This is a genomic window from Micromonospora tarensis (assembly GCF_016803395.1).
GTDB lineage: Bacteria > Actinomycetota > Actinomycetes > Mycobacteriales > Micromonosporaceae > Micromonospora > Micromonospora tarensis.
Window position 1 is genome coordinate 43,152 of record NZ_JAEVHL010000016.1, and the last position, 21,982, is coordinate 65,133.

Genomic DNA, 21,982 nt, shown 5'->3' on the forward strand with positions numbered 1-21,982 from the left:
TGAATTTGACCCCGGCTGGTATCGCTCCCAGTGGAGCGTTTCCTTACCAGCGCACCCGTCGGGCGAAGCGGACTGGACGGCTCGTGCCGCGGCTGCTGGGCGTGGTGGTTTGGCGCGCCAACCGGATCGGCTCTGCCCGGCGTTCTCCGCCCGACCGGTCGAGCGCGGGCCGGATGAGTCGTTCGCCCAGAGCCAGCACCAGAGCGACGACGCCGAGCAGGGCGCCGATCAGCACCGTGGTGCGCACGCCGTGGCTCGGTAGGGCGAGGCCGCCGACGAACGCGCCGGCGGTGATGCCGACGTTGACCGCGGCGGAGACCGTGGCGGCGGCGAGATCGGCGCGCCCGGGCGCCACCTGCAGCACGAGGCCGCCGAGCGCCGCGGTGAACGCGGCGAACGCCAGTCCGCCCAGCGCGATCAGGCCGACCGACAGCGACGGCTGTTGGCCGAGTGTGTACAGCCCGAGCAGTGCCGCCGACTGCAGTGCGACGGTGGTGAGCAGAGCGAGCCACGGGTTGCGGTCCAGTAGCGCGCCGACGGCGAGGATGCCGAGCACGCTCGCGATGCCCCGCGCCAACAGGATGACCCCGACTGACGAGGCGGACAATCCGCTGACCTCGGTGACGAAGAGGGCGACGTAGGTGTAGGCGGCGATGGCCCCGGCGGTCGCCAGGACGGCCACCGCCACCAGCAGCCAGAAGCGTCGCGCGTCGGGGTCGCGCCCCGGGCGGCGTGTCCCTCTTCCGGCCGGGTCGAGGGCAGCAGTGCGGCCACCACGACGAGCACCACCGCGCCGAGCCCGGCCACCGCCAGGAACGAGGCCCGCCAGCCGGCGCGGTCGCCCAGCCAGGTGCCGGCGGGCACGCCCAGGGCCAACGCGACGGTGCCGCCGGCGAAGACGACCGCTACCACCCGCCCGCGTAGTGCGGGCCGGAACAACTCGGCCGCGGCCGGCACCACCACGGCCCAGAACAGCGCATGGGTCGCCGCGGTGACCATCCTGGCCGCGAGGAGCAGCGTGAAGGTGCTTGTGAACGCCGTGACGGCGGTGCTGAGGACGAAACCGACCAGGAGCGCCGACAGTAGCCATCGGCGAGGGACCCGGCGGACCAGCGCCGTCAACGGCACCGAGGCGACCATCACCACCGCGCCGTACGCGGTGACCAGCGTGCCCACCCGCGGCGGTGAGACGGCCAGGTCGGCCGCCATCGGGAGCAGCAGCCCGATCGGTAGCGCCTCGGCGGTGGTGTAGAGGAACGTCCCGCCGGAGAGGCCGATCAGCGCCCCCACTGCCCGCCAGCGTTCCATCGGACCTCCCGTTGTTACCAGTGAAACCAGCTATGACGGAAACATGCTAGTGGCGTCCATCGATCCGGGTCAACTGGTAAAGTGGGTTTCGATGGAAACACTTGCGGGCGTAACACGGATGCGCCTTGTCGGCGGCAATCTCGCCCTGGACTTCATCAACACCCGTACCGGTCCGCCCGTCGGATCCCCGGACGGCGACGTGCTGACCGGTTATCCCGAGCTGGTCGCCTGGGGCGCGTACGCGGGTGCGCTCAGCGAGCCGGAGGCGGCGGCGTTGCGCCGGCTGTCACGCGACGATCCGGGTGGTTCCCAGGCCGCCTTCGCCCGATCGCTGCGCCTCCGCGACGACCTCGACGAGGTGTTCCGCGAAGTGGTTGCCGGCCGCAGCCCGAGCCCTTCCGTGCTGGCCCGGCTGCGAGACGACGAGGCGGACGCGCTCGGTCACGCACGGCTCGATCGAGCAGGCGCGTTCGAATGGACCTGGCGAGACGACCGGACGCCGGCCCGGCCGCTGCGGCCGGTGGTGCACGCGGCGGTCCAGCTTCTCACCACGGGCGCACTGGACCGGATCAAGGGCTGCGGAGGGTGCCGCTTCCTCTTCAACGACGAGAGCAAGAACCGCAGTCGCCGCTGGTGCAGCATGGACGACTGCGGAACGTCCGAGAAGATCCGCCGTTACGTCGCCGCGCGACGCAGCCGCGCGACGGGCTGAGCCGGGGCCGGTCCACCCGTGCCGGATGGCACCGAACACGAGGCTGGCGCTTTGTCGCGAGCGGACGAAAACCGGTTCACCCAGAAATGATCTTTCCGGATGATTGTCGCTCGGAGCAGGCAGAGAGGAAGCAGCCGAAGATGATCGACCACGAGGTGCTGACCGGCGGTGGCGTCAACGAGGTGGTTCGCATCGGTGCGACAGTGCGACGGCCCACCGGGCCGTGGTCGCCCCGTGTCCACGATCTGCTGCGCCACCTGGCCGCGGAAGGCTTCCGCGGCGCGCCCCGCCTCCACGCGGTGACCGACGGCGGTCACGAGATTCTCGACTTCCTGCCCGGCGAGGTCTCCGGCTATCCGGCCACCCCGGCCGCGGCCTCCGCGGAGGCGCTGACGACCGCTGCCCGGCTGCTCCGCGCGTATCACGACGCGACTGTCGAGTACGCACGCGGCGCGCCACGCGACGGCTGGCAGACCGCTGTCACCGAACCCGTCGAGGTCATCTGCCACGGCGACTACGCTCCGCACAACTGCGTCCTGGACGGCAACCGGGTGGCCGGCATCATCGACTTCGACCACGCACAGCCCGGACCACGGCTGTGGGACGTCGCCTACGCGGCGTACCGATGGGTCCCGATGACCGCGCCCGGCAACGCCGACGGCTTCGGGACCACGGCCGAGCAGGCAGCCCGGCTGCGGTCATTCTGCGACCAGTACGGACTCGACGACGACAAACGTGTCGGGTTCATCGACACCGTGGTGGCCCGGCTGCACACGATGGTCGACTTCATGCGGACCCAGGCTGCGGCCGGCAACAAGGCATACGCCGGGCACCTCGCCGACGGACACCACATCCAGTACCTGAACGACGCGGAGTACCTGCTCCAGCAGCGCTCGGTCTTCGAACTCCACCTCCAGCGGTGATCCGCCGGAGTCAGCATCAACGACTCGACGTGTCCGCCGGGCATGGATCTTCGACACCTCGCCACCGTTCAGGTCCGGGCACCACCACCGATGCGACGAGCCCTGGCATCGTCGGCATGGCAACGCGGCTACCTCGGCGGCTTATCAGGCGGAGCTGGTCGCGCGCCTGAAGGATCTCGGCGCGACATCCGCTGACGTGGGCCAGGGCGACGGGCCGTACGGTCCCGTCCCCGCTGGACGAGTCGGGCCCCGGTCGCGGCCTCCAGCCTGGCCAGGTGGTGGCTGACGGCGGGCTGGGAGTAGTTGAGGCGCCTGGCGGCCTGGGTGACCGAGCCGTGCTCGGCGATCGCCGCGAGGACCCGTAACCGCAGGATATCCAACATTTATGGATGATACGTATGAGTCAGCCCAAGATTTGTCATTAGACGAATGGGTTGACCCACGGCAGGCTGATCAGGACAGCCCGCGCGCCGAGCGAGGGTGCGGCGATGACACGCTCACCCGCGACGCCCCAGCCGGTCCAAAGGAGATCATCATCATGAACGACACCAGCCAGCCGAGCCCGCGCCCCGGGCGAGGAGCGATCCAGCGGATGGACAACGTCGCCATCGTCGTCGACGATCTCGCGGCCGCCATCGCGTTCTTCGTCGATCTCGGACTGGAGCTGGAGGGCGAAGCCACAGTCGAGGGCAGCGCGGTGGATCGCCTCGTCGGGCTTGAGGGGGTCCGGTCGGACATCGCGATGATGCGCACACCGGACGGCCACGGGCGGGTTGAGCTGACCAAATACCACACGCCGACGAGCCAGGACGGTGACCCGCACGCCCCGGCGAACACGCTGGGCGCGCATCGCATCATGTTCGCCGTCGACAACATCGACGACATCCTCGACCGCCTGCGGCCACACGGCGCCGAACTCATCGGTGAGCTGGTGCAGTACGAGAACAGCTACCGGCTCGGCTACCTCCGCGGCCCCGCGGGCATCCTGGTCGCGTTGGCCGAGCAGGTCCAGTGAACGGCTCCACGCCGTAGCGTGGTCACCTCCGGATCACCTCCCTGACGTCGCCCGGTGCCGGGGGCCGGCGCTGGGCGGATGGCTGGCGTCACCCGTGGCCGACCGACCCCTGATCTGGGTGGTGCTCGGCGAGTCGCTTCAGGTTGAGCAACTGCCGTCGAGCCATGATCAGGTCGCCGACGGACAGCCCGGCTGCGGCCCAGCGGGGCGTCCGCATGACGACCTTGAGCAGCAGGCGGGTGGTGCTGCGCTGCCAGGGCACCAGGACGTAGGACAGGTAGGCGCCCATGATGGTGCTCGTCAGCTGTTCGCCGGCGTCGACCGAGACGATCCTGCCCAACTTCCGTCCGCCCGAGGTGGTGAATGCCTCTCCGACCTGCGGCTCGGGGAGGCCCTTCAGGTGGCGGGGCGAGCGGCGGCCGAGGTTGTCGATCCAGTCATAGGAGTACGGCGCGAGCCGCACCTGGGCTACCCACGGCCACACCGCCGCCGGGGGAGCTGCGATCGACACCCCCCGCCACGCCTGCAACGTGGGTGCGACGACGAAGTCGTCGCAGGGATAGGACCGCCGTGTCTCGTTGTCGGTCACGCCCCACCGGTCACCGATCACGCATTCATCCTCCACCATGTCGGCGGCGCTGGTGGGGGATGATGGATGCTCCATCGAAGTGCATGGATTGAGGCATCGCATGGCCGTGTCAGTCCGCCCGCTCCTCGCCGCCACCCTGTCCGCCCTCGCCGTGGGGGTGCTCGCCGGCACCGAACCGGCCAACGCCGCCGATCCACCGAGCCGGCTGGACAACCCGTACGTCGGGGCCCGGGTCTACGTCAATCCCGAGTGGGCCGGTCGCGCCGCCACCGAGCCCGGCGGCGCCGCCGTCGCCGGCCAGCCGACCGCCGTCTGGCTGGACCGGATCGCCAGGATCGGGGGAGCGGGCGGGGCGATGGGCCTGCGTGAGCATCTGGACGCGGCCATCGCGCAGCGCGCCGACCTGGTCCAGTTGACCCTGTACGACCTGCCGGCCCGCGACTGCGGCCGGCGCGCCCCGCAGGGTGAGCTGTCGATCGCGGAGATCGGCCGGTACCGCGCGGAGTTCATCGATCCGATTGTCGAGATCCTGGCCGTTCCCGACTACGCGGACCTGCGGATCGTCGCGTTCGTCGAGCCGAACTCGTTGCCCGGTCTGGTCGTCAACACCGGCAGCCGATACACCGCCACCCCGACCTGCGACGAGGTGCTGGCGCGCGGCACCTACCAGCAGGGGATCGGCTACGCCCTGGGTCGGCTCGGCACCCTGCCCAACGTCTATCCGTACCTGGACATCAGTCACCACGGGGAGGTCGGCTGGTCGGAGGATTCCGCCCCGCTGAGAGCGTTGCTGTTCGAGGCCGCGACCACCGCCGGCAGCACGGTGGCCGACGTCCACGGCTTCGTCGCCAACACCGCCAACTACTCGGCGCTGCGCGAGGAGTTCTTCCGCGCCGACGATGTCGTCAACGGTCAACCGGTGTACCAGTCGAAGTGGGTCGACTGGAGCCCGTTCGTCGACGAGCTGCCGTACGCGCGGCACATGCGTGACCTGTTGACGGCGGTCGGCTTCCCGGCGGAAGCGGGAGTGGTGATCGACACCTCCCGCAACGGCTGGGGCGGCCCGGATCGACCCACCGGGCCGGTGACCTCTGGTGATGTGAACCGGTACGTCGACGGCAGCCGGATCGATCGGCGGGCGGTCATCGGGAACTGGTGCAACCAGGTGGGTGCCGGCCTCGGCCAGCGGCCCGCGGTCGAACCGGAGCCGGGCATCGACGCCTACGTGTGGGTCAAGCCGCCCGGCGAGTCCGACGGCGCCGCCAGCCGCCCGAACCCGGGCCAGCCGTACGAGCCGATGTGCGACCCGGACTACGTTCCGCCGCGCAGTTCCTGGTACGACACCGGAGCCAGCCAGGGCGCCCCGCCGTTCGGAGAGTGGTTCCCGGCGCACTTCCGTCAGCTGTTAACCAACGCCTGGCCACCGTTGTGACGGTGCCTTCCCGGGGCCTCGGTCACGGCTTGCGGCGTAGCTCACGCAGGACGCCATGCCGCCGGACGGCCCAGACGAGGCGTCGCACGCTGCGGTGCCGCACGAACAGCACCGCGGCCCGGCGGATCAGGCCGACCCGGTCGTCGCTCACCTGGTTGTCGACGGCCTGCCAGATCAGCTCACGCACCTTGGCGCTGTCCAGCACCGCCCGCACCTCGCGCCGTACCGCGGGATCCTCGGCCGCCGCCGCGATCGCGGCGGCCTGACCCGGTCGGTCCGCGAGGGGTTCCACCATCGCCGCGACGAGCGGGCGGCGCACCTCGTCCTGCTCCAGCAGCAGCAACACCGCCTCGCGAATCTCGACGGTGTCCAGTCCGGAGCGCAGCAGGCTCAGCAGGCCACGCTCCACCTCATGGTCGTGATCCGGCACGGAGAGCGCGGCCAGCAGCACCGCCACCTCGTCGAGGTCGATGAGGTGGCGCACCCCGTCGCGGAACTCCGGCAACTCCCACGCGAGCTGTAGACCCTTGACGAGGTTGCGGTTCATGAGCCATCCGCTACCCGGAAGCGACAGCTGACGAAACCCCCGGGTGACGACGGCGGGTCAGCGGCGTTCGACGTCCACCCGGGTTTGACGACGATCAGGCGACGCCTGATCGCGATCGCTGGACCTGACGGTCGCGGTCGCTGATCCTTGGCGGATGGGTCCGGCACTGTGCCTTGTCTCCGCCGCGTGCTTCGGCGCCATGGCTATCTTCGGCAAGCTCGCCTACGACGCCGGTGTCTCCGCCGGGACGCTGCTGCTGGTGCGCTTCACCCTGGCCGCCGTACTGCTGGGGGTGGTGCTGCTGGCGCGGCCGGGCCTACGCCGCGCCGGACCGGACCGGAGCGCGGCCACCGGTCGGCCGGCGATGACGCGGGGACGGGTGCTGGCCACCGCCATCGGGCTCGGTGCCATCGGGTACGCCACGCAGGCGAGCCTGTTCTTCTCCGCGCTGGAGCTGATGGATGCCTCGCTGCTGGCCCTGATCCTCTACACCTACCCGGTCCTGGTCACCGTCGGCGCGGTGCTGCTCGGCCGGGACCGGCTCACTCCGAGACGCGGCGCCGCCCTGGTGGCCGCGTCGGGTGGAACGCTGCTGGTCCTGCTCGGCGCCGGCGGCGTGAGCTTCCGTCCGTTCGGGGCGGTGTTGGCCTTCGCCGCCGCGCTCACCTACACGATCTACATCCTGGTCGCCGACACCATCGTGCACCGGCTGTCTCCGGTGGTGCTGTCCGCGTTGGTGATGGCCGGCGCAGCCGGCAGCCTCGGTGGTCGTGCCGCGGTCACCGGCGGGGTCGACCTCGGTTTCGCGGCCCGCGGTTGGTTCTGGCTGAGCTGTATCGCCGTTGTCTGCACAGTCATGGCGATGCTGGCCTTCTTCGCCGGTCTGACCCGGACCGGTCCGTCGACCGCCGCCATCCTCTCCACCTTCGAACCCGTGGTGACCGCCGCGCTGGCCACGCTCATCCTCGGCGAGACCCTGACTCCCGCGCAGTTGGTCGGCGGCGCGCTGGTGTTGTCCTCCGTCGCCGTCCTCCAGCTTCGGCCCGCCGGTTCCCGCATTCCACCACCGCCACCGGGGCGGCGGTCGCGAGCCGCCGACCGCTCGGCGGCGACCTCGTCGTGATCGTCAGGGTCGGTCGTGCACGAACCACGCATCACCGGCGGGCATTGCGACCGCGACCTCCCAGCGGCTCAGTTCGAGGTTCGGGGCGAGCGCCTTGAGCTGGCCCGCGGCGGTCCACGCCTCGTCGCCCGGGGTCGGGCGACGACCGACCTGGAACTGCAGCATGGTGCCCCACGAGGCGACCAGCCGGGCGTCCCACCGGTGCCGCCACTGCGCCAGCACCTCGGCGAGTTTGTGCCGGTACTCAAGGGTGAGCGCACCGTAGTGGTCCACCCAGTACCCCGAGCCGCGGACGTCGCTGGTGGGTAGCAACATGAGCAGGACGCTGTCCGGCGTGAACCAGTAGTCGGGCTGCGTCACGAATCGCACCGTGTCGAGCACCCGGGCGTGCAGGGCGGTGTCGGCGAGCAGCCGGTCGTACAGGGTCCGCTCCAGCGTCGGGCGCGGAGTCGGCAGCACCACGTCCGACGCCAGCGCTGTCAGGTCGACGCCGGCGACGCCACCCGCGTAGAACTCGACCTCGCCCTCCTCGACCTCGTGGTCCTCGCCGTGGTCGCGGTAGGCCAGCCAGGGCTCGGCGGACCTGGCGGCCGCAGCGAACGCCCGCAGCTCCGACTCCGACGGGCCCGGTTGGGGCTCGGGCGACATCTCGAGCGTGCCGACGAAGTCGTCGGTGATCATGATGGGACGACGTCCGGTGACCGGCACCAGGGCTTCGGCGGCCTGCCAGGCCTCCTGCAGTCGGTTGGGGTCGACGTCGGAGACGAGCACGGTGCCCGCCGGACCGTGCCCGATCGGCAGGCCGGCCAGTGGCGTGCCGACGAGAGCCGCTTCGAGGTGGTCGAGATCGCTGCGCACCGCGGAAGTGTCGCAGCCCACCGGTGGCAGGACCAGCCGTCGCCCCGACCACGGATGCGTCCGGTCATGCGGAGTCGCGCAGCACCAGCCTGGTCGGCAGGATGAGGGAGGCGTTCTACTACGGCTACCGAGCCTCGGCGGGGCCGTGCGGGTGCCCCATCCGGCGTAGCCTCAGCGCATGCGTCTGCTCGCCGGCCTCGCCCGGTCCGCGCCCGCCGTCGACGACCTGGTTCGGCTCGGAGCGGTGACGATGTCCGCCGAGCGTCTGCTGGGCTGCGCCACGGCGGTCGCCGACGACCTGCACGGCGAAGCGGTCGTCGCGGTACACGCCACGGCGACCGCCGAGACCGTGGTGGGGGTGCTCGGCGCGCTGCTCAGCGGAGCCGCCGTCGTACCCGTGCCACCCGACTCCGGGCCCCGGGAAAGGGCCCACATCCTGCGCGACTCCGGTGCGACGCTGCTGCTCGCCGGCGCGGCGGACGTCCCGGCGGAGGTCGACGTCCGCCGGGTCGACCTGGCGCGAACCTCGGACACCAGCTACCCGGAGCCGGGCCCCGAACAGACCGCACTGATCATGTACACCAGCGGCACCACGGGAGCGCCCAAGGGCGCCGTGCTGTCGCACCGTGCGGTCGAGGCCGGCATCGACGCGCTGGCCGACGTCTGGGCGTGGACCCCCGACGACGTCCTGGCCCACGGGCTGCCCCTCTTCCACGTACACGGTCTCGTGCTCGGCGTGCTCGGTGCCCTGCGGGTGGGCAGCCGACTGCACCACACCGGACGCCCGACGCCCGAGGCGTACGCCGAGGCGGCTGGCAGCCTCTACTTCGCGGTGCCAACCGTCTGGTCGCGGATCTGTGCCCAGCCGGACGTCGCCGCCCGCCTCAGTTCGGCGCGGCTGCTGGTCTCCGGTAGCGCAGCCCTGCCCGCGCCGTCGTTCGAGCGGATGCGCCAGCTCACCGGCCACCGGCCGGTCGAGCGCTACGGCATGACCGAGACACTGATCACGCTGAGCAACCGCGCCGACGACCCGTCCCGGCGGCCCGGCATGGTCGGCACACCGGTGCCGGGCGCGGAGACCCGGGTGGTCGACGACGACGGGCGTCCGGTGCCGGCCGACGGGACGTCCATCGGGGAGCTGTGGGTCCGAGGTCCCATGCTGTTCGACGGCTACCTGGGCAAACCCGACGTCACCGCCCGGCTGCTCGACGACGACGGGTGGTTCCGCACCGGCGACATCGCCAGCGTGGCACCCGACGGCGCGCACCGGCTGGTCGGCCGCCGGTCCACCGACCTGATCAAGAGCGGCGGTTACCGGATCGGCGCGGGAGAGGTCGAGGACGCGCTGCTGGCCCACCCGGACGTCCGTGAGGCCGCGGTCGTCGGCGAACGACGACCTCGGCCAAGAGGTGACCGCCTTCGTCGTGGCAGACAAGGTGACCGCTGCCGAACTCGTCGACTTCGTGGCCCGGACGCTCTCCGCCCACAAGCGACCCCGGCAGATCAGGTTTCTCGACACGCTGCCCCGCAACGCGATGGGCAAGGTCCAGAAACACCTGCTCGCCGGCTGACGGCCAGCGGGTCACGGCAGGTCGATCACCCTGTCGAGTTTGGCGCGGACGGCGGTGGCGTCCGGGTGGTCCAGGGCGGTGAGGATGTCCAGCGCCCGCTGCCAGTCGGACCGGGCGGCGGTGGGATCGCCGAGCGCGTCGCGGGTGTCGCCGAGCCGGCTGAGCGTGTCCGCCTCGCCCCACCGGTCGCCGAGGTCGCGGCTCAGCACGAGCGTGCGTTCGTAGCACTGGACCGCCCGACCGTACTGGCCGAGGTGGTGGTGTGCGAAGCCGAGGCTGTCCCAGGTGGCGGCCTCGCCGGCCCGGTCGCCGAGCTGCTGGAGCAGGTCGAGCGCCCGCTCGCAGTACGCCAGGGCCGCGCCGTGCTCACCGAGCTGGGCGTGGCACCAGCCGACCGCGTTCAGCGCGTCGGCCTGCGCCCTGCGGTGGCCGGCGGCCCGGGCCAGGGTGAGGGTTCGCCGCGAGTGTTCGAGGGCCTTTCGCGGCTCGCCCTGCCGGTCCCACAGCGAGGCCAGGTTCTGGTGCGTACGCGCCTCGCCCTCGGTGTCTCCGCCGCGCACGTACAGCTCCAGGGCGTGTTCGAGGTGGGCGTGCGCGTCGGCGTACCGGTTGACCACTGTGTGCGCGCCGGCGAGGAAGCGGTGGGCGACCGCCTGCGCGACCGGGTCGCCCAGACGTTCGGCGGCGAGCAGGGCCGCCCGGCAGGTCTCCACGCGGTCGTGCCAGTGCCCCTGTCGGTCCAGGAACGTGTCGAGGGCCCGCCCCAGCCGCCACACGTGCGCGTCGAAGCCGGCACCCGCCGCATGGCGGAGCGCGGCGAGCAGGACCGGGTGTTCGGTGGTCAGCCAGGCCAGCGCCGCCGCGTGGGTGGTCGGCCGCTCGGGCCGCACACCGACGGCTGGCGGAGTCATCAGGTGGTCGACCGGGTCGCTCTGCGGACGCAGCAGCTCGTCGGCGGCGTGCGTGGTGTGGGTGTAGTGGTCGAGCAGCCGGGTGGTCGCGGCCCGGCGGTCCGGCTCGGGGTCGGTGGCGTCGCTGAGCTCGGCGGCGTATGCCCGCAACAGGTCGTGCAGGGTGAACCGGCCGGGCCGATATTCGGCGGCCAGGTTCGCGCGGGTCAGTTCGGTGAGCAACCGGCGGGCCGCGTCGACCGTGAGACCGGCCAGGCTGGCCGCCGCGGGCACCGTGGTGTCCGGGCCGGGGTGCAGACCCAGCAGCCGGAACAACCGGGCCGCCGGCGGGGTGAGCGCCGGGTACGACCAGGAGAACACCGTCCGTACCTCGCCGACCGCGTCCCCGGCGTCCAGTACGCCGAACCGCTGGCTGGCGGTGCCCAGCTCGGCCGCGAGGGTGGCCAGCGGGAAGCCGGACTGCTGGGCTCTGGCGGCGGCGATGCTCAACGCCAGCGGTAGGCGGGCGCAGGCGGCGATGATCGCCTCGGCGGCCTCGGGCTCGGCGGCCACCCGGTCCACGCCGAGCCGGTTGGTGAGCAGGTGACCGGCCTCGTCGCGGCTGAGCAGGCCGAGCGGGAGCGGGTGCGCGCCGTCGAGGCGACCAGGGAGGTGAGCTGGTTCCGACTGGTCACCAGTACCAGAGCGGCGGGTGTGCCCGGCAGCAGCGGACGGACCTGTTCGGCGTCACGGGCGTTGTCCAGCACGACGAGGATCCGCTTGCCTGCCAGCACGCTGCGGTACAGGGCGGCCTGGGCGTCGAGGTCGGCGGGCACCCGCGCGGCCGGTACCCCGAGCGCGTCCAGGAAGCCGCGCAGCGCCTTCGCCGCGCTCAGTGCCTGTCCGCTCGGGTCGTAGCCGCGCAGGTTCAGGTAGAGCTGGCCGTCGTCGAACCGGTCGGCGACGCGGTGCGCCCAGTGCACCGCCAGCGTGGTCTTGCCCACCCCGGCGGTACCCGAGATCGCGGCGACCACGACGGCGGTGGGTGCGGCGACGAGCTTGTCGAGGCGGGCCAGCTCGTCGTCGCGGCCGGCGAAGCTGGCCACGTCGGCCGGTAGCTGCCGGGGCACCATCCGGTCCGCCACGCGTGGCGCCCGGCGGCGGTTCTCCTCGACCCGGTCGCGGGCGGTGGCCAGCGCACCCTGCTCGGCCGGCGTGGCGCCGAGGAGCCGGACCAGAGCGTCGAGCCGGTCGGTGGGCGGCAGTGTCTTTCCGGTGAGGTACTCCGCGATGGCCGTGTGTGACCAGCCGGTGCGGCCAGCCAACTCCCGGTAGGTCAGCTCGCCGCCGCCCAGGTGGCGTGCGTGTCTGCGCCGCAACGCCCGTAACAGTCCAGCCAGATCGTCGAGCGTCTGCGCCCCCGTGGCGTCCAGTGCCCGGCCCTCCACTGTCGACGAATGACGTACGTCAATGTACGGCGGTGTACGGGATTCGGGCCAGGGGTTGTCCCCGATCGGCCATCCTGCTCGCGTGCACAGCGCACTCATCACACTCGATGGAGGTCATGTGTCCGTACATGTCAAGCGTCTGGTTCTGGCCCTGACCGTGCTCGCGGCGACACTCGCCGTCCCGACGGCGGCCGTGGCGGCGCCGCCCGACGCGGCCGTCTGCGCGACGAAGGCGGTCTGTGCCGACGGCGGTCTGGGCGTGGTGTCGTCGGGCAGGTCGGCCCGCGCCATCGGCGGCGTCGGGACCAACGTGATCCCGGTTCCCCCGCCGGCGGCCTTCCCGCCCGGCACCCCCTGCTATCGCGAGGAGGTCTCCGAGGAGGTCTACGAGACCGCCACCTACACCACCATCTACGAGCTGTTTTTCCAGGCGAGCGTCTGCCTGTTCGCCAACGAGATCGTGCTGTACGGCCTGGACACGTCGCTCTCCTTCCCCAACGACGTGCAGGACCCCCGACTGACCTCGATGCAGTTCGTGGTGCGGGACCAGGTCGTGAGCTACAGCCCGACCGAGAAGGACGGGTACTCCGAGCTGTGGGTGACCTTCTGCACCGATCCGGCGCAGCCGAACACCTGTCAGCGGTATCTGCACCGGCTGGGGTTGATCTTCAACCCGGCCTGGGTCTACCCGTTCTCGGTGTTCGAGCGACTGAGCTGACCGGACCGGACCGGACCACGTACCGTGATCCGTTGCTGATCAGGGCGCTTCCCGAGTAGCACCGACGACTTGGGGAGCGTCCTGGTAACTGCTGTCGGGCCGTGCTGGGCCGACGTGCCGGTTGCGCTCGACCAGGGTGCGCAGTTCGTTGTCGGCGAGCAGCATCGCCGCCTCCACCGGCCGGGTGGCCAGTACCCACCGCGCGGTCGCGAGCGCCTCGGCGGTGTCCGTGATGTCAATGGCGCTGTTCCTGTCGGCCCACTGGCGTGGGCTCCTCGGCACAGTGAAGACACGCCAGACGTTGGCCGCGAGCAGTAGATACGGGGCGAGCGCGCGTAACAACGCGGGGGCTGCCGGCGCGTCGGCGGCGGCCGTCACGGACGGCAGGTGCTCGGTGATGGTTTCGGCAAGGTCGGTGGACGGCCGGCGAACCAGGTGCGTGAGTTCGACCAGACGCACTCGAAACTCGATGTCCGTGCCTTCGGGCAGCGTTCCATAGGCTGCCTCCAGGGTCTCGGCCACGTCGGCACGCACGATCGAGTCGACGGCGTTGATGACTGGCACGGCCGTCGTGGCATCGCGAGACGCGTCGATCATTGCCCTGGCAGTGCGAATGAGGTCACGAGCGTGACCGCCGGACCAGGCGTGACAGTAAGCCGCCGCAGCATCGGGAAAGTAGAGTACGCGTCGGTCCAGGAGGGCGCGGGACTCAGCCCACGACAGCCGGGCGATCGAGATGACGGTGTCGAGCGAGGAATCGAAGACGTCCCGAACGGGAACACCGCGTGCGGCAAAGCTGTGCATGGCGTCGGTGGAGACCGAGACGATGAAATGGACGCCCTCGATGTGGAAGAGGTCCTTCAACGCGTTGACAAGGTCAACGGCCTGCTGCGCGTCGGCGATCTTGTCGAGTTCGTCCACACACACGATCACTGGCTGTCCGGTGAGTTCAGCGACCTGCGCCAGGAACCGGCGTACGCCCTCGACGTTCTCGGGGTGTGACAGCTCGCGCTGAGTGTGCGCGACCTCGCTCGATGCCTCTCCGGTCAGCCACGCCGATCGGCCGGTCGTCTTCGCGGTCCTCTTGATGGCCGCCTGCCATCGCAGGTCCATCAGTCGGTCGTAGGCGAGCCGGGCTGCGGGGCTCGCGGCGCGCAGCCGCCGGCCGCGTCGGGCGAGATACCGCCACACCAGCCTGATCGTGCTGGTGAGAGCGACCGCCCCGATCATGCCGGCCATCAACGTGATCAGGCTGACGGTCATCGTCGGGACGAACATGGTGGCGTTGTCCAAGGCGAGCACGAGACATGCACCCAGTAGCACGACCGGCCAGAGCGTGCCGGCTAGCGCTGCGCGGATGATGCGGGCAGGGCTGTCCCGTAACAGCTTCGGGAACATCCCGGGCTCGACTCCCTCGTCGCCCAATACCTCCTGAGCCAAGCGCAGCTCAATCAATCGCAGGTATTCGCCGGGCTCGTAATACACCGGAGTGGGCAGGTGTATGCCGACACAGCCGATGTCAGGGTCACGCAGGATGCTCAGCATGGCCGTCGTCTTGCCAGCACCTCTCGGACCGGCCAGCCCGACGGCGGAGGTCCGATGCTGGCGGATGAACTGTTTGAGAGATCGGTACGTGCGTGACGGAACGACGTCGCGGTAGCCGTTCAACTCGACCAGAGTCGGCGCCCGGTTGGTGCTCAGCAACGATCCGTGCGAGGCGGCGTCGCCTGCACGCTCGTTGAGGACGAACCGTAGGAGCATTTCGATCTCGGCGTCGACACGTGTCGTGTATTGACCCAGGGTCAAGGCCTGCTGAAGGAGCAACCGACGCCGTCTGTCGCGACTGACGGCGTACGCGTTGAGTAGGACGACTACCAGTGGGCCTGCTACCGAGGCAATGACTACCCAGGCGTCGCCAATTCGCAGGGACCGCCAGGGCCAGTTCACGACATCGGCGACGAGGAGCAGGAGAACACCTGCGGCCAATGCGCCCGCGGCGATCAACAGGAGCGTCGGGTCGCGTGCCTCGCGCGCGCGTAGGAGCGCGTGCATGGCAACCTCTGCCTCTCCGCGAACCTGCTGCCACACGCGATCTTGGCGTGCCAGGACCTCCTTAAGGATCGCCGGTTGATCCGTCGCGAGGACCTTGAACTCATCACCGGCGTTCAGTAGCGCGCGGACCAGGCGGTCCAGGTGTGCCTGTGGGTCGAGGATGACTGCTGTCTCATCCTCGATGTGGAGATCCGATGGTCGACGTGCGGGAGTCACTGATAGATCATGGACGATAAGGATGGGGCTGGCATCCCACTACACGACAGCGATGTGTGCCTGGTCAGCTGTCCTGCTCGTCCAGGTCAGGCGATAGTGGTTTTCGGTCAGGCGTAGTTGAACAACGGTGGGAAGACGAGGACCACGATCCACGCCCATCCGGCGTACACCGGTAGGTAGCCGGTCTGCCACCGTTCGAGCGCCGCGAACGGCGTGCGCCGACGCAGGAAACCCAGCAGCAGCCAGGCCGACCAGGCGAGGTTGACCAGCAGGATGACGTTCTCGCCGAGCGCGGCGGCCCGGTTCGGCGTGCTGCCGTAGTCGTCGGTGATCCGCCCGGTGATCTCCACCAGCACGAGCACGTCGATGGCCAACGCACTGACCACGAGCGCGAGCTGGAGTTTGTCGAACGCGCCGGGCGGGGCCAGTGGGTCGCGGGCCGAGAGCGAGTAGAGCAGCAGCCCCAGCACCACGACCAGCAGGAGGTCGAACAGGATCAGCGCTTCGCGCTCGACGTCGATGCCGTGGCTGGTCCAAGCGACGGCGACGAGGAAGGCGAGCAGGGCGGCCGTGAAGAGCGGAGTGAACAGCCGGGTGAGGACCGGCGCGATGTTCTCGACGACGCTCTGCTTGGCCTCGACGAGCCACCCGGCCACCACGACCGCCGCCGCGGCGCCGCAGGGCAGCAGCCACTGCGAGATGAACTCCTCCGGGACGATCCCGATGGCCTGGAACGTGTTGAACAGGAAGGCGGCGAGCACCCCGCCGCCGAGGGCCATGAGGACGAAGTAGATGAACCACTCGCCGGTGAAGCGGATGAAGTCCATGCGTCGGCGGGAGGACCGCCAGTCGTCGGCGACATAGGCCAGACCGACCACGAGCCACAGCGCGATGGGCAGGTGGATGCCGGTGACGACCACGGACTGCGAGTCCTCCGCCAGGGGGTAGGCGTTGGCCGCCACCGCGCCGATCGCGAACAGCGCCACCAGTATCGCGATCACCTGTCGTCGGGCGGCGCGGCGCCAGGCCAGGAACGCCGCCAGCCAGGGCAGCGCGAAGATTGTGAAGTTCCGCGCGTAGAACGGGCCGTCGTCGGCCAGGGTCAGCCCGAACAGGATGGGCGCCTTGACGGAGAGCACCGCTCCTGCCGCGCAGCCGAGCATGGCCCACAGATCCCGCCGGGAGCGCGTGCCGGCGACAGTGCCGCCGGCGTCGGCGGTCAACACCAACTGCTTCCACAGTCGTTCCGAATGCTCCCGGGCGAACTCGCGGGAGAGTTCGTCGAGGCTGCCCATCCGTTTGACCGCGACCAGGAACGCCTCGTCGGGGCTGAGGCCCGCCGCGACGAGCTCGTCGACGGAGCCACGGAGGTGGTCCTCCAACTCGTCGGCGTCCGATGGTTGCAGCTCTCGGCGGCGGAGCACGTACCGCCGCCACTGCTCGAACTGCGCTTCCAGCTCCTCCTGCCCACCGTGCGGCGTCATGCGAGGCCCTCCAGCGGATCGACCGTCAGCGGCACCCGGTCATGCCAGATCTCTTTGAGCGCACCCACCACGGTGTCCCACTGCCGGCGCTGCTCGGCCAGCTCGGCCAGGCCCCGGTCGGTGATGCGGTAGTACTTGCGCTTCCGCTCGCCGGCGACCGACTGCCAGCTCGACTCCACGTGGCCGAGCCGCTCGAGCCGGTGCAACAACGGGTACAGCAGCCCTTCGGTCCAGTCCAGCTCGCCACCGGACAGCTGGCTGATCCGCCTCAGGATGGCGTAGCCGTAGCTCTCACCCTCGGCCAGGATGCCGAGCACCATGGGGGTGGCCGAGGCGGCCACCAGATCCTTAGTGACCTTCACAAGACCTCACCGCGCCTCCAACCCTAGAAGTACGATGCATAGTAGTTCTAGGTATTGTAGGGCGCAACAGCCAGCGGGTCCCGCGATCGAGGCACCCTGCGGTCAGTCGTCCTCGGGTTCGTCGACGAGGACGGCGACCCGTGCCCCCGCTAGGGACGTTGCTTCGCCCGCTTCGCGGCGCCCCACAGTGAGCCCGGGTTGACCCGCCGTGGGTGCCTGTGCAGCATCTCCCGGTACAGCTCCTCGGCGGTCGTCGTGCGGGCGTCGAGCATGTCGAACTCGCGCAGGTACGCCGCCGTCTCCGCGAGGATTCGCGGGTCGTCGGGCCGGTCCGGGTTCTTGTGCCCGGCCACCACGGCGGCCGGTTCGAGCTCGACAAGCCGGTCGAGCGTCGCGGCCCACTCCCGACGGGTCGGGGCGGTGCTCTCGGCCAGGAACGGGTGGGTGTCGTTGTAGACCACGTCGCCACCCACGATCACCCGGGGATCCGGTGCCCAGACGACAGTGCTCGCCGCCGTGTCGGTGAACCCGGTCTCGATGATCTCCAGCCGTTGCCCTTCGAGTTCGAGGTGATCCTCGTCGAGCGGCTCCGGGAGCGTCAGGTGGTCGGGGATCTGGCCGGGGAAGAGCGGCTGCCAGAACGTGCTCACCATCTCGGTGCCGGTCTGCACCCTCGCCGCTGCCGTGGTTGCCTCGGTGGCCACCGCCCGCACCCCGGGGAACGCCTCCGCGAGCTGGCTCAGGCCGAAGAGGTGGTCACCGTGGCCGTGGGTGACGTAGACGGCTGTCAGCCGGCGCCCGAACGACCGGACCCAGTCGATCAACTGCTGGTTCTGCTCGACCGTGAGGAAGGTGTCGACGAGCACCGCGTCCTGCTCGCCGATGAGCAATGTGGCGGTGTTGGTCACCCAGAGCAGGTCCTCCGGGCCGTACGGCAGGTCCCGGGTCAGGCTGGGCCGGCGTACGTGGTGAACGGCGTACCGCATGGGGATTCTCCAGTCTCGTGTCAGGGCTTGGGGTGGGGTCCGCTCTGTTTCAGATCTACACACCTCGGTCCGGGTTGATGTTGTGGTTCACCCGGAAGACGTTCGTGGGGTCGTAGCCGCGCTTGATCGCGACCAACCGTCGGTAGGTCTCCGGCGGATAGACCGCCGCGACCCCTTCGGCGGTGGCGTCGCTGGCGCCCAGGAAGTTCACGAACCGTCCGCCGGTGCTCCACGGCCGGACGGCCTGGATCAGGCGGGTCAGCTGCTGCTGGGCGGCCTCGGCCTGGTCCGGGCCGCCGATCGCGACGGCGTAGAGGGTGAACGCGGCACCCCGCAGGTCGATCGCGTTCCCCGGCTCCGGGCGGCGGTCGAGCGCCCCACCGAGGTGCCGGATCTCCAGCACGGTCAGCGGGCTGCCGGTGCCGGGGCCGACCTGGGCGATGATCGTGTCAACCAGGTCCGGGGTGAACTCCCGCAGCAACGCGGAGCGGTCCACGAACGGGATCGGGGTCGGCGGATCGGCGTGGATCGAGCCGACCGCGCGGTACGGCATGACGGTCACCGAGTCGATCAGCGTCGGGGCGATCGCGCGCAGCGGGGCGATCAGCCGCTCGCCCTCCTCGGCCGTGCCGAGGTAGGCGATCCGTACGTGCGCCACCAGCCGGCCGCGCAGCGGCTCGGGCACCTCGGGGGCCGGTGGCAGTCGCAGCAACGCGACCGACGAGGTCAATTCGTCCGGTACCCCGGCGGTCCATCGCCCCCACGCCGTGAGCACCTCGCCCGCCCGCTCGCCCGGGAAGAAGAGACCACCGCCGTAGAGCTGGCTGACCGGAAAGAGGGCGAATTCGAGCGCGGTGACCACGCCGAAGTTGCCCTTGCCGCCGCGCAACGCCCAGAACAGCTCCGGCTCGTCGGTCGCGGTCACCCTGCGTAGCTCGCCGTCCGCGGTGACGAGTTCGATCAGGTGGACGTGGTCGGCCGCGAAGCCGAAGGTACGGCCGATCGGGCTCAGTCCACCGCCGAGCGTGTAGCTGACCGCGCCGACGGTCGGTGCCGCTCCGTTGAGGGGCGCCAGCCCGTGGGTGGCCGCCGCGTCGACGACCTGCTGCCACCGTACGCCGGCCTCGATCCGGGCCGTGCGTGCCTCGGCGTCGATGATGACCCCGTCCATCCGGCGGGTGGTGATCAGCAGCGCTCCGGCCGAGGGCAGCGCGGAATGGCCGGTGGCGAGCACCGCGACCGGCAGACCGCGCTCGGCGGCGAAGCGGACCGCGACCTGGACGTCGCCGGCGTTGGCGGCGCCGACCACGAGCGCCGGCCGTTGCGGGATGGCCAGGTTGTACGACGCGCACTCGACGTCGTACCGCTCGTCACCGGGGAGTAGTACCGGTCCGGTCGTCTGGGCGCTGAGCTGTGCTGCGTCCTGGCTGGGGTTCATCGAGCTTCGCCTTCCGCGTTCGATCGGAAACGGGTGACCGGATCCAGATGCGGTCGGGTGCCGATGAGTTCGACGATTCGGCGTGGATGAGAGCTGGTTCACATCGGGCGCTGCGGCTCACCTGCACCCGGTGCGCGTACTCGGCGTCCTGGTCCGCGCGGGAGTCGCCGGGCCTGTGCTGGGACGGCCCGGTGGATCCGTTCTTCCGGCTGCCCTTCTGGCTGAGCGCCAGGTGCTGCGGCGGGCGGAGGCTGTGGGCGTTCAACCGCACCCACCTGGACCTGCTGGCGGGATACGTCGGCGCTCGACTGCGTGAGCGGGGCTCGAAGCCAGGTGGCATGACGTTGGTGGCGCGACTGCCGAACTGGATCAAGGACGCCGGTAATCGGGACGAGGTGCTACGGACCATCGGTCGGCTCCGCGCCTCGGTTGACCGGCAGGGTTGATTCGATAGAGGTCTGTCAATAGATTGAGGGTGGGCAACGCCGGGTCCGGGCGACCGGGCGGCTGACAGGTCCACCCCGAGCCGGGCACCTCGGTCGTACGCGCCGACCAGACGCCGTGGCGCACCGCCGCGCCGCACCCAGGGCGGGTTGTCGCATCGCAACCGGGCAGGACGCGCACCGCCCCCATCCAAGCTCGATGGCAGAAGGACTTCTCATGAGGATTCTCCGTGCCCGCCCCGCCTCGACCGTGATGGTCGTCGCCGCGTTGGCCGCCACCCTGACCGCGACCGCAACGGCAGTGCTCACCGGCCCGGCCGGGGCCGCCCAGGGGTGCCAGGTCGCCTACACGCCCAACCAGTGGCCTGGCGGATTCACCGCCACCGTCAAGGTGTCCCCCGGCGACACCGCCGTCTCCACCTGGACCGTCACCTGGACGTACGCCGGGGACGAGCGCGTCACCAGCGGCTGGAACGCCACGGTCAGCCAGTCCGGATCGACGGTGACCGCCCGCAACGCCTCGTACAACGGCAGCATTCCGGCCGGTGGCTCCACCGAGTTCGGCCTCCAGGGCACGTTCGGCTCCAGCGGCGGCGCGCCGACCGGGTTCAGCCTGAACGGCGTGCCGTGCAACGGCGCCACGCCCCCGCCGACCACGCCCCCGCCGACCACCACGCCCCCGCCCGCCGGTGGCTGCACGGCGACGTACACGGTGACCAACCAGTGGCAGGGCGGCTTCCAGGTCGAGGTGCGGGTGACCGCCGGCGCAGCGCGATCACGGGCTGGACCACCAGATGGACCTTCGCCAACGGCCAGAGCGTCACCCAGTCCTGGAACACCACGCTGACCAGCAGCGGAGCCACGGTGACCGCCCGCAACGTGGGGCACAACGGCCGACTCGCGGCCGGCGGCAGCGCCAGCTTCGGCTTCCTCGGTAGCTGGACCGGCAGCAACACCCCGCCGGCGGTGAGCTGCACCGCCAGCTGACCACCGGCACCCGTCGGGGTCAGTGCTCCCCGGTCAGGTTCACGATGACCACCCCGGCGATGATCAGAGCGATGCCGGTGAGCTTGACCAACCCCACCGACTCGCCCAGGAACACCGCCCCGATCGCCACGATGGCCGCGGTGCCCAGACCCGACCAGAGGGCGTACGCGACACCGACGGGTATCTCCCTGACGGCCTGGGCCAGCAGGAGGAAGGCCAGCGCGTACCCGGCGAGGCAGGCCACCGTCGGCCAGAGGCGGCTGAAGCCGGCAGTGCTCTTGATCAGACTGGTCGCCAACACCTCGGCGAGGATGGCGATCCCCAGCAGCACGTACGCCATGCGCCCTCGCAGTCCTCGGTGGTCGATGACACCCTCGATGCCCAGGCTAGTGCCGGCGATGTCGACGTCCGGCCGCCGCCCCATGTCGCCGCTACCTCGGGGGCACGACCTCTCTCATCGAACCCCTATGGAGCTGATGGCACAAACGAATCAGACGCCTCAGCCGTGATTCCCGGTCGCCCTCCCTCCGTGCGCCGCGTGCCCTCCCTATGCCACGTCGCCCTTCCTCCGTGCGCCGCTTGGGTTGCGTTGTGGCGTTGCCGTTCGTCTGCCGCTTGGGTTGCGTTGTGGGGTTGCCGTTCGTCTGCCGCTGGGGTCGGGATGCGGCGCCGCCGTTGGTCTGCTGGTTCGGCCACGATGCCCTGTTGCTGTCCGTCCTCCCGATGAATCGTTTACGACATCAGCTCGATAGGTATCGAGGAGAGCCCGGGCGCTCCAGTCCTCAACCCTCAGCCGGGCAACCCGACCAGGGGCAATCCCGAGGGCTGCCGGAGGCCGCCGTGCCGTGCCGGGCCGTGCCGGGCGGGCCGTGCCGTGCCG

22 protein-coding genes and 2 pseudogenes are annotated in these 21,982 nt (G+C 70.5%); 10 read left to right on the forward strand and 14 right to left on the reverse strand.

What is annotated here, in order from left to right:
* Positions 1 to 43: 43 nt before the first annotated feature.
* Together JM949_RS38980 and JM949_RS39585 are read right to left on the reverse strand one after the other, a co-directional pair.
* Entirely contained in the window at positions 44 to 682 is a 639-nt protein-coding gene (locus JM949_RS38980) for an MFS transporter (protein WP_203147441.1), read from the reverse strand.
* Between the two features lie 92 nt (positions 683 to 774).
* A pseudogene (locus JM949_RS39585) lies at positions 775 to 1,308 on the reverse strand (MFS transporter); the annotation flags it as partial.
* A 91-nt stretch (positions 1,309 to 1,399) separates the two neighbouring features.
* Here JM949_RS39585 and JM949_RS05985 point away from each other — a divergent pair.
* Together JM949_RS05985 and JM949_RS05990 are read left to right on the forward strand one after the other, a co-directional pair.
* Positions 1,400 to 2,020 (forward strand): CGNR zinc finger domain-containing protein, encoded by a 621-nt coding sequence (locus JM949_RS05985; RefSeq protein WP_203147442.1) that lies wholly within the window; start codon positions 1,400 to 1,402, stop codon positions 2,018 to 2,020.
* Positions 2,021 to 2,160: 140 nt separating this feature from the next.
* A complete protein-coding gene (locus tag JM949_RS05990; protein ID WP_203147443.1) occupies positions 2,161 to 2,943 on the forward strand; it encodes an aminoglycoside phosphotransferase family protein in 783 nt (260 codons plus the stop codon).
* A gap of 128 nt (positions 2,944 to 3,071) precedes the next feature.
* On the opposite strand, the gene JM949_RS39590 is transcribed toward JM949_RS05990, so the two are convergent.
* A complete protein-coding gene (locus JM949_RS39590; protein ID WP_203147444.1) occupies positions 3,072 to 3,326 on the reverse strand; it encodes a helix-turn-helix domain-containing protein in 255 nt (84 codons plus the stop codon).
* Between the two features lie 155 nt (positions 3,327 to 3,481).
* Here JM949_RS39590 and JM949_RS06000 point away from each other — a divergent pair, with 155 nt between their 5' ends.
* Entirely contained in the window at positions 3,482 to 3,958 is a 477-nt protein-coding gene (locus tag JM949_RS06000) for a VOC family protein (RefSeq protein ID WP_238432668.1), read from the forward strand.
* Positions 3,959 to 4,046: 88 nt separating this feature from the next.
* On the opposite strand, the gene JM949_RS06005 is transcribed toward JM949_RS06000, so the two are convergent.
* Positions 4,047 to 4,568: a polyketide cyclase gene (locus tag JM949_RS06005; RefSeq protein ID WP_203147461.1), complete on the reverse strand. Its 522-nt coding sequence runs from the start codon at positions 4,566 to 4,568 to the stop codon at positions 4,047 to 4,049.
* An 85-nt stretch (positions 4,569 to 4,653) separates the two neighbouring features.
* Here JM949_RS06005 and JM949_RS06010 point away from each other — a divergent pair, with 85 nt between their 5' ends.
* Positions 4,654 to 5,979 (forward strand): glycoside hydrolase family 6 protein, encoded by a 1,326-nt coding sequence (locus JM949_RS06010; RefSeq protein WP_309232024.1) that lies wholly within the window; start codon positions 4,654 to 4,656, stop codon positions 5,977 to 5,979.
* Between the two features lie 22 nt (positions 5,980 to 6,001).
* Here JM949_RS06010 and JM949_RS06015 read toward each other — a convergent pair whose 3' ends face one another.
* The gene (locus JM949_RS06015; RefSeq protein WP_203147445.1) at positions 6,002 to 6,526 is read right to left on the reverse strand and encodes a hypothetical protein; all 525 of its coding nucleotides are present in this window, start codon (positions 6,524 to 6,526) and stop codon (positions 6,002 to 6,004) included.
* Between the two features lie 154 nt (positions 6,527 to 6,680).
* Between JM949_RS06015 and JM949_RS06020 the strand changes: the two genes are divergently transcribed.
* The gene (locus JM949_RS06020) at positions 6,681 to 7,649 is read left to right on the forward strand and encodes a DMT family transporter (RefSeq protein ID WP_203147446.1); all 969 of its coding nucleotides are present in this window, start codon (positions 6,681 to 6,683) and stop codon (positions 7,647 to 7,649) included.
* 3 nt (positions 7,650 to 7,652) lie between these two features.
* On the opposite strand, the gene JM949_RS06025 is transcribed toward JM949_RS06020, so the two are convergent.
* Positions 7,653 to 8,507, reverse strand: a complete 855-nt coding sequence (locus tag JM949_RS06025) for a hypothetical protein (RefSeq protein WP_203147447.1) — start codon at positions 8,505 to 8,507, stop codon at positions 7,653 to 7,655.
* Positions 8,508 to 8,685: 178 nt separating this feature from the next.
* Between JM949_RS06025 and JM949_RS06030 the strand changes: the two are divergent.
* A pseudogene (locus tag JM949_RS06030) lies at positions 8,686 to 10,078 on the forward strand (acyl-CoA synthetase).
* Between the two features lie 11 nt (positions 10,079 to 10,089).
* Here JM949_RS06030 and JM949_RS38990 read toward each other — a convergent pair.
* Entirely contained in the window at positions 10,090 to 11,541 is a 1,452-nt protein-coding gene (locus JM949_RS38990; protein ID WP_203147448.1) for a tetratricopeptide repeat protein, read from the reverse strand.
* Positions 11,475 to 12,416: a helix-turn-helix domain-containing protein gene (locus JM949_RS06040; RefSeq protein ID WP_203147449.1), complete on the reverse strand. Its 942-nt coding sequence runs from the start codon at positions 12,414 to 12,416 to the stop codon at positions 11,475 to 11,477. The genes JM949_RS38990 and JM949_RS06040 overlap by 67 nt, the downstream gene beginning before the upstream one ends.
* A 118-nt stretch (positions 12,417 to 12,534) precedes the next feature.
* Between JM949_RS06040 and JM949_RS06045 the strand changes: the two genes are divergently transcribed.
* Positions 12,535 to 13,134 carry a hypothetical protein gene (locus JM949_RS06045; protein ID WP_203147450.1) on the forward strand — a complete coding sequence of 200 codons (600 nt, stop codon included), beginning with the start codon at positions 12,535 to 12,537 and terminating at the stop codon, positions 13,132 to 13,134.
* A gap of 39 nt (positions 13,135 to 13,173) precedes the next feature.
* On the opposite strand, the gene JM949_RS06050 is transcribed toward JM949_RS06045, so the two are convergent.
* The 5 genes from JM949_RS06050 to JM949_RS06070 all read right to left on the reverse strand — a co-directional run bounded on the left by JM949_RS06050 (position 13,174) and on the right by JM949_RS06070 (position 19,672).
* Positions 13,174 to 15,402 (reverse strand): P-loop NTPase fold protein, encoded by a 2,229-nt coding sequence (locus JM949_RS06050; RefSeq protein WP_203147451.1) that lies wholly within the window; start codon positions 15,400 to 15,402, stop codon positions 13,174 to 13,176.
* 107 nt (positions 15,403 to 15,509) lie between these two features.
* On the reverse strand, positions 15,510 to 16,886 hold the full coding sequence (locus JM949_RS06055) for a permease prefix domain 1-containing protein (RefSeq protein WP_203147452.1): 1,377 nt from the start codon (positions 16,884 to 16,886) through the stop codon (positions 15,510 to 15,512).
* A complete protein-coding gene (locus JM949_RS06060; protein WP_203147453.1) occupies positions 16,883 to 17,248 on the reverse strand; it encodes a PadR family transcriptional regulator in 366 nt (121 codons plus the stop codon). The genes JM949_RS06055 and JM949_RS06060 overlap by 4 nt, the downstream gene beginning before the upstream one ends.
* A gap of 149 nt (positions 17,249 to 17,397) precedes the next feature.
* On the reverse strand, positions 17,398 to 18,234 hold the full coding sequence (locus JM949_RS06065; protein WP_203147454.1) for an MBL fold metallo-hydrolase: 837 nt from the start codon (positions 18,232 to 18,234) through the stop codon (positions 17,398 to 17,400).
* 55 nt (positions 18,235 to 18,289) lie between these two features.
* Entirely contained in the window at positions 18,290 to 19,672 is a 1,383-nt protein-coding gene (locus tag JM949_RS06070) for an FAD-binding oxidoreductase (protein ID WP_203147455.1), read from the reverse strand.
* 86 nt (positions 19,673 to 19,758) lie between these two features.
* Here JM949_RS06070 and JM949_RS06075 point away from each other — a divergent pair, with 86 nt between their 5' ends.
* From JM949_RS06075 to JM949_RS06085, 3 genes are all read left to right on the forward strand, one after another.
* The gene (locus JM949_RS06075) at positions 19,759 to 20,118 is read left to right on the forward strand and encodes a hypothetical protein (protein WP_203147456.1); all 360 of its coding nucleotides are present in this window, start codon (positions 19,759 to 19,761) and stop codon (positions 20,116 to 20,118) included.
* Between the two features lie 214 nt (positions 20,119 to 20,332).
* Positions 20,333 to 20,962 carry a cellulose binding domain-containing protein gene (locus tag JM949_RS39595; RefSeq protein WP_407664701.1) on the forward strand — a complete coding sequence of 210 codons (630 nt, stop codon included), beginning with the start codon at positions 20,333 to 20,335 and terminating at the stop codon, positions 20,960 to 20,962.
* Positions 20,890 to 21,102: a cellulose binding domain-containing protein gene (locus tag JM949_RS06085; RefSeq protein ID WP_407664703.1), complete on the forward strand. Its 213-nt coding sequence runs from the start codon at positions 20,890 to 20,892 to the stop codon at positions 21,100 to 21,102. Before JM949_RS39595 ends, JM949_RS06085 begins: the two co-directional genes overlap by 73 nt.
* A 19-nt stretch (positions 21,103 to 21,121) precedes the next feature.
* Here JM949_RS06085 and JM949_RS06090 read toward each other — a convergent pair whose 3' ends face one another.
* Positions 21,122 to 21,526, reverse strand: a complete 405-nt coding sequence (locus JM949_RS06090; RefSeq protein ID WP_238432671.1) for a DMT family transporter — start codon at positions 21,524 to 21,526, stop codon at positions 21,122 to 21,124.
* Between the last annotated feature and the right edge of the window lie 456 nt (positions 21,527 to 21,982).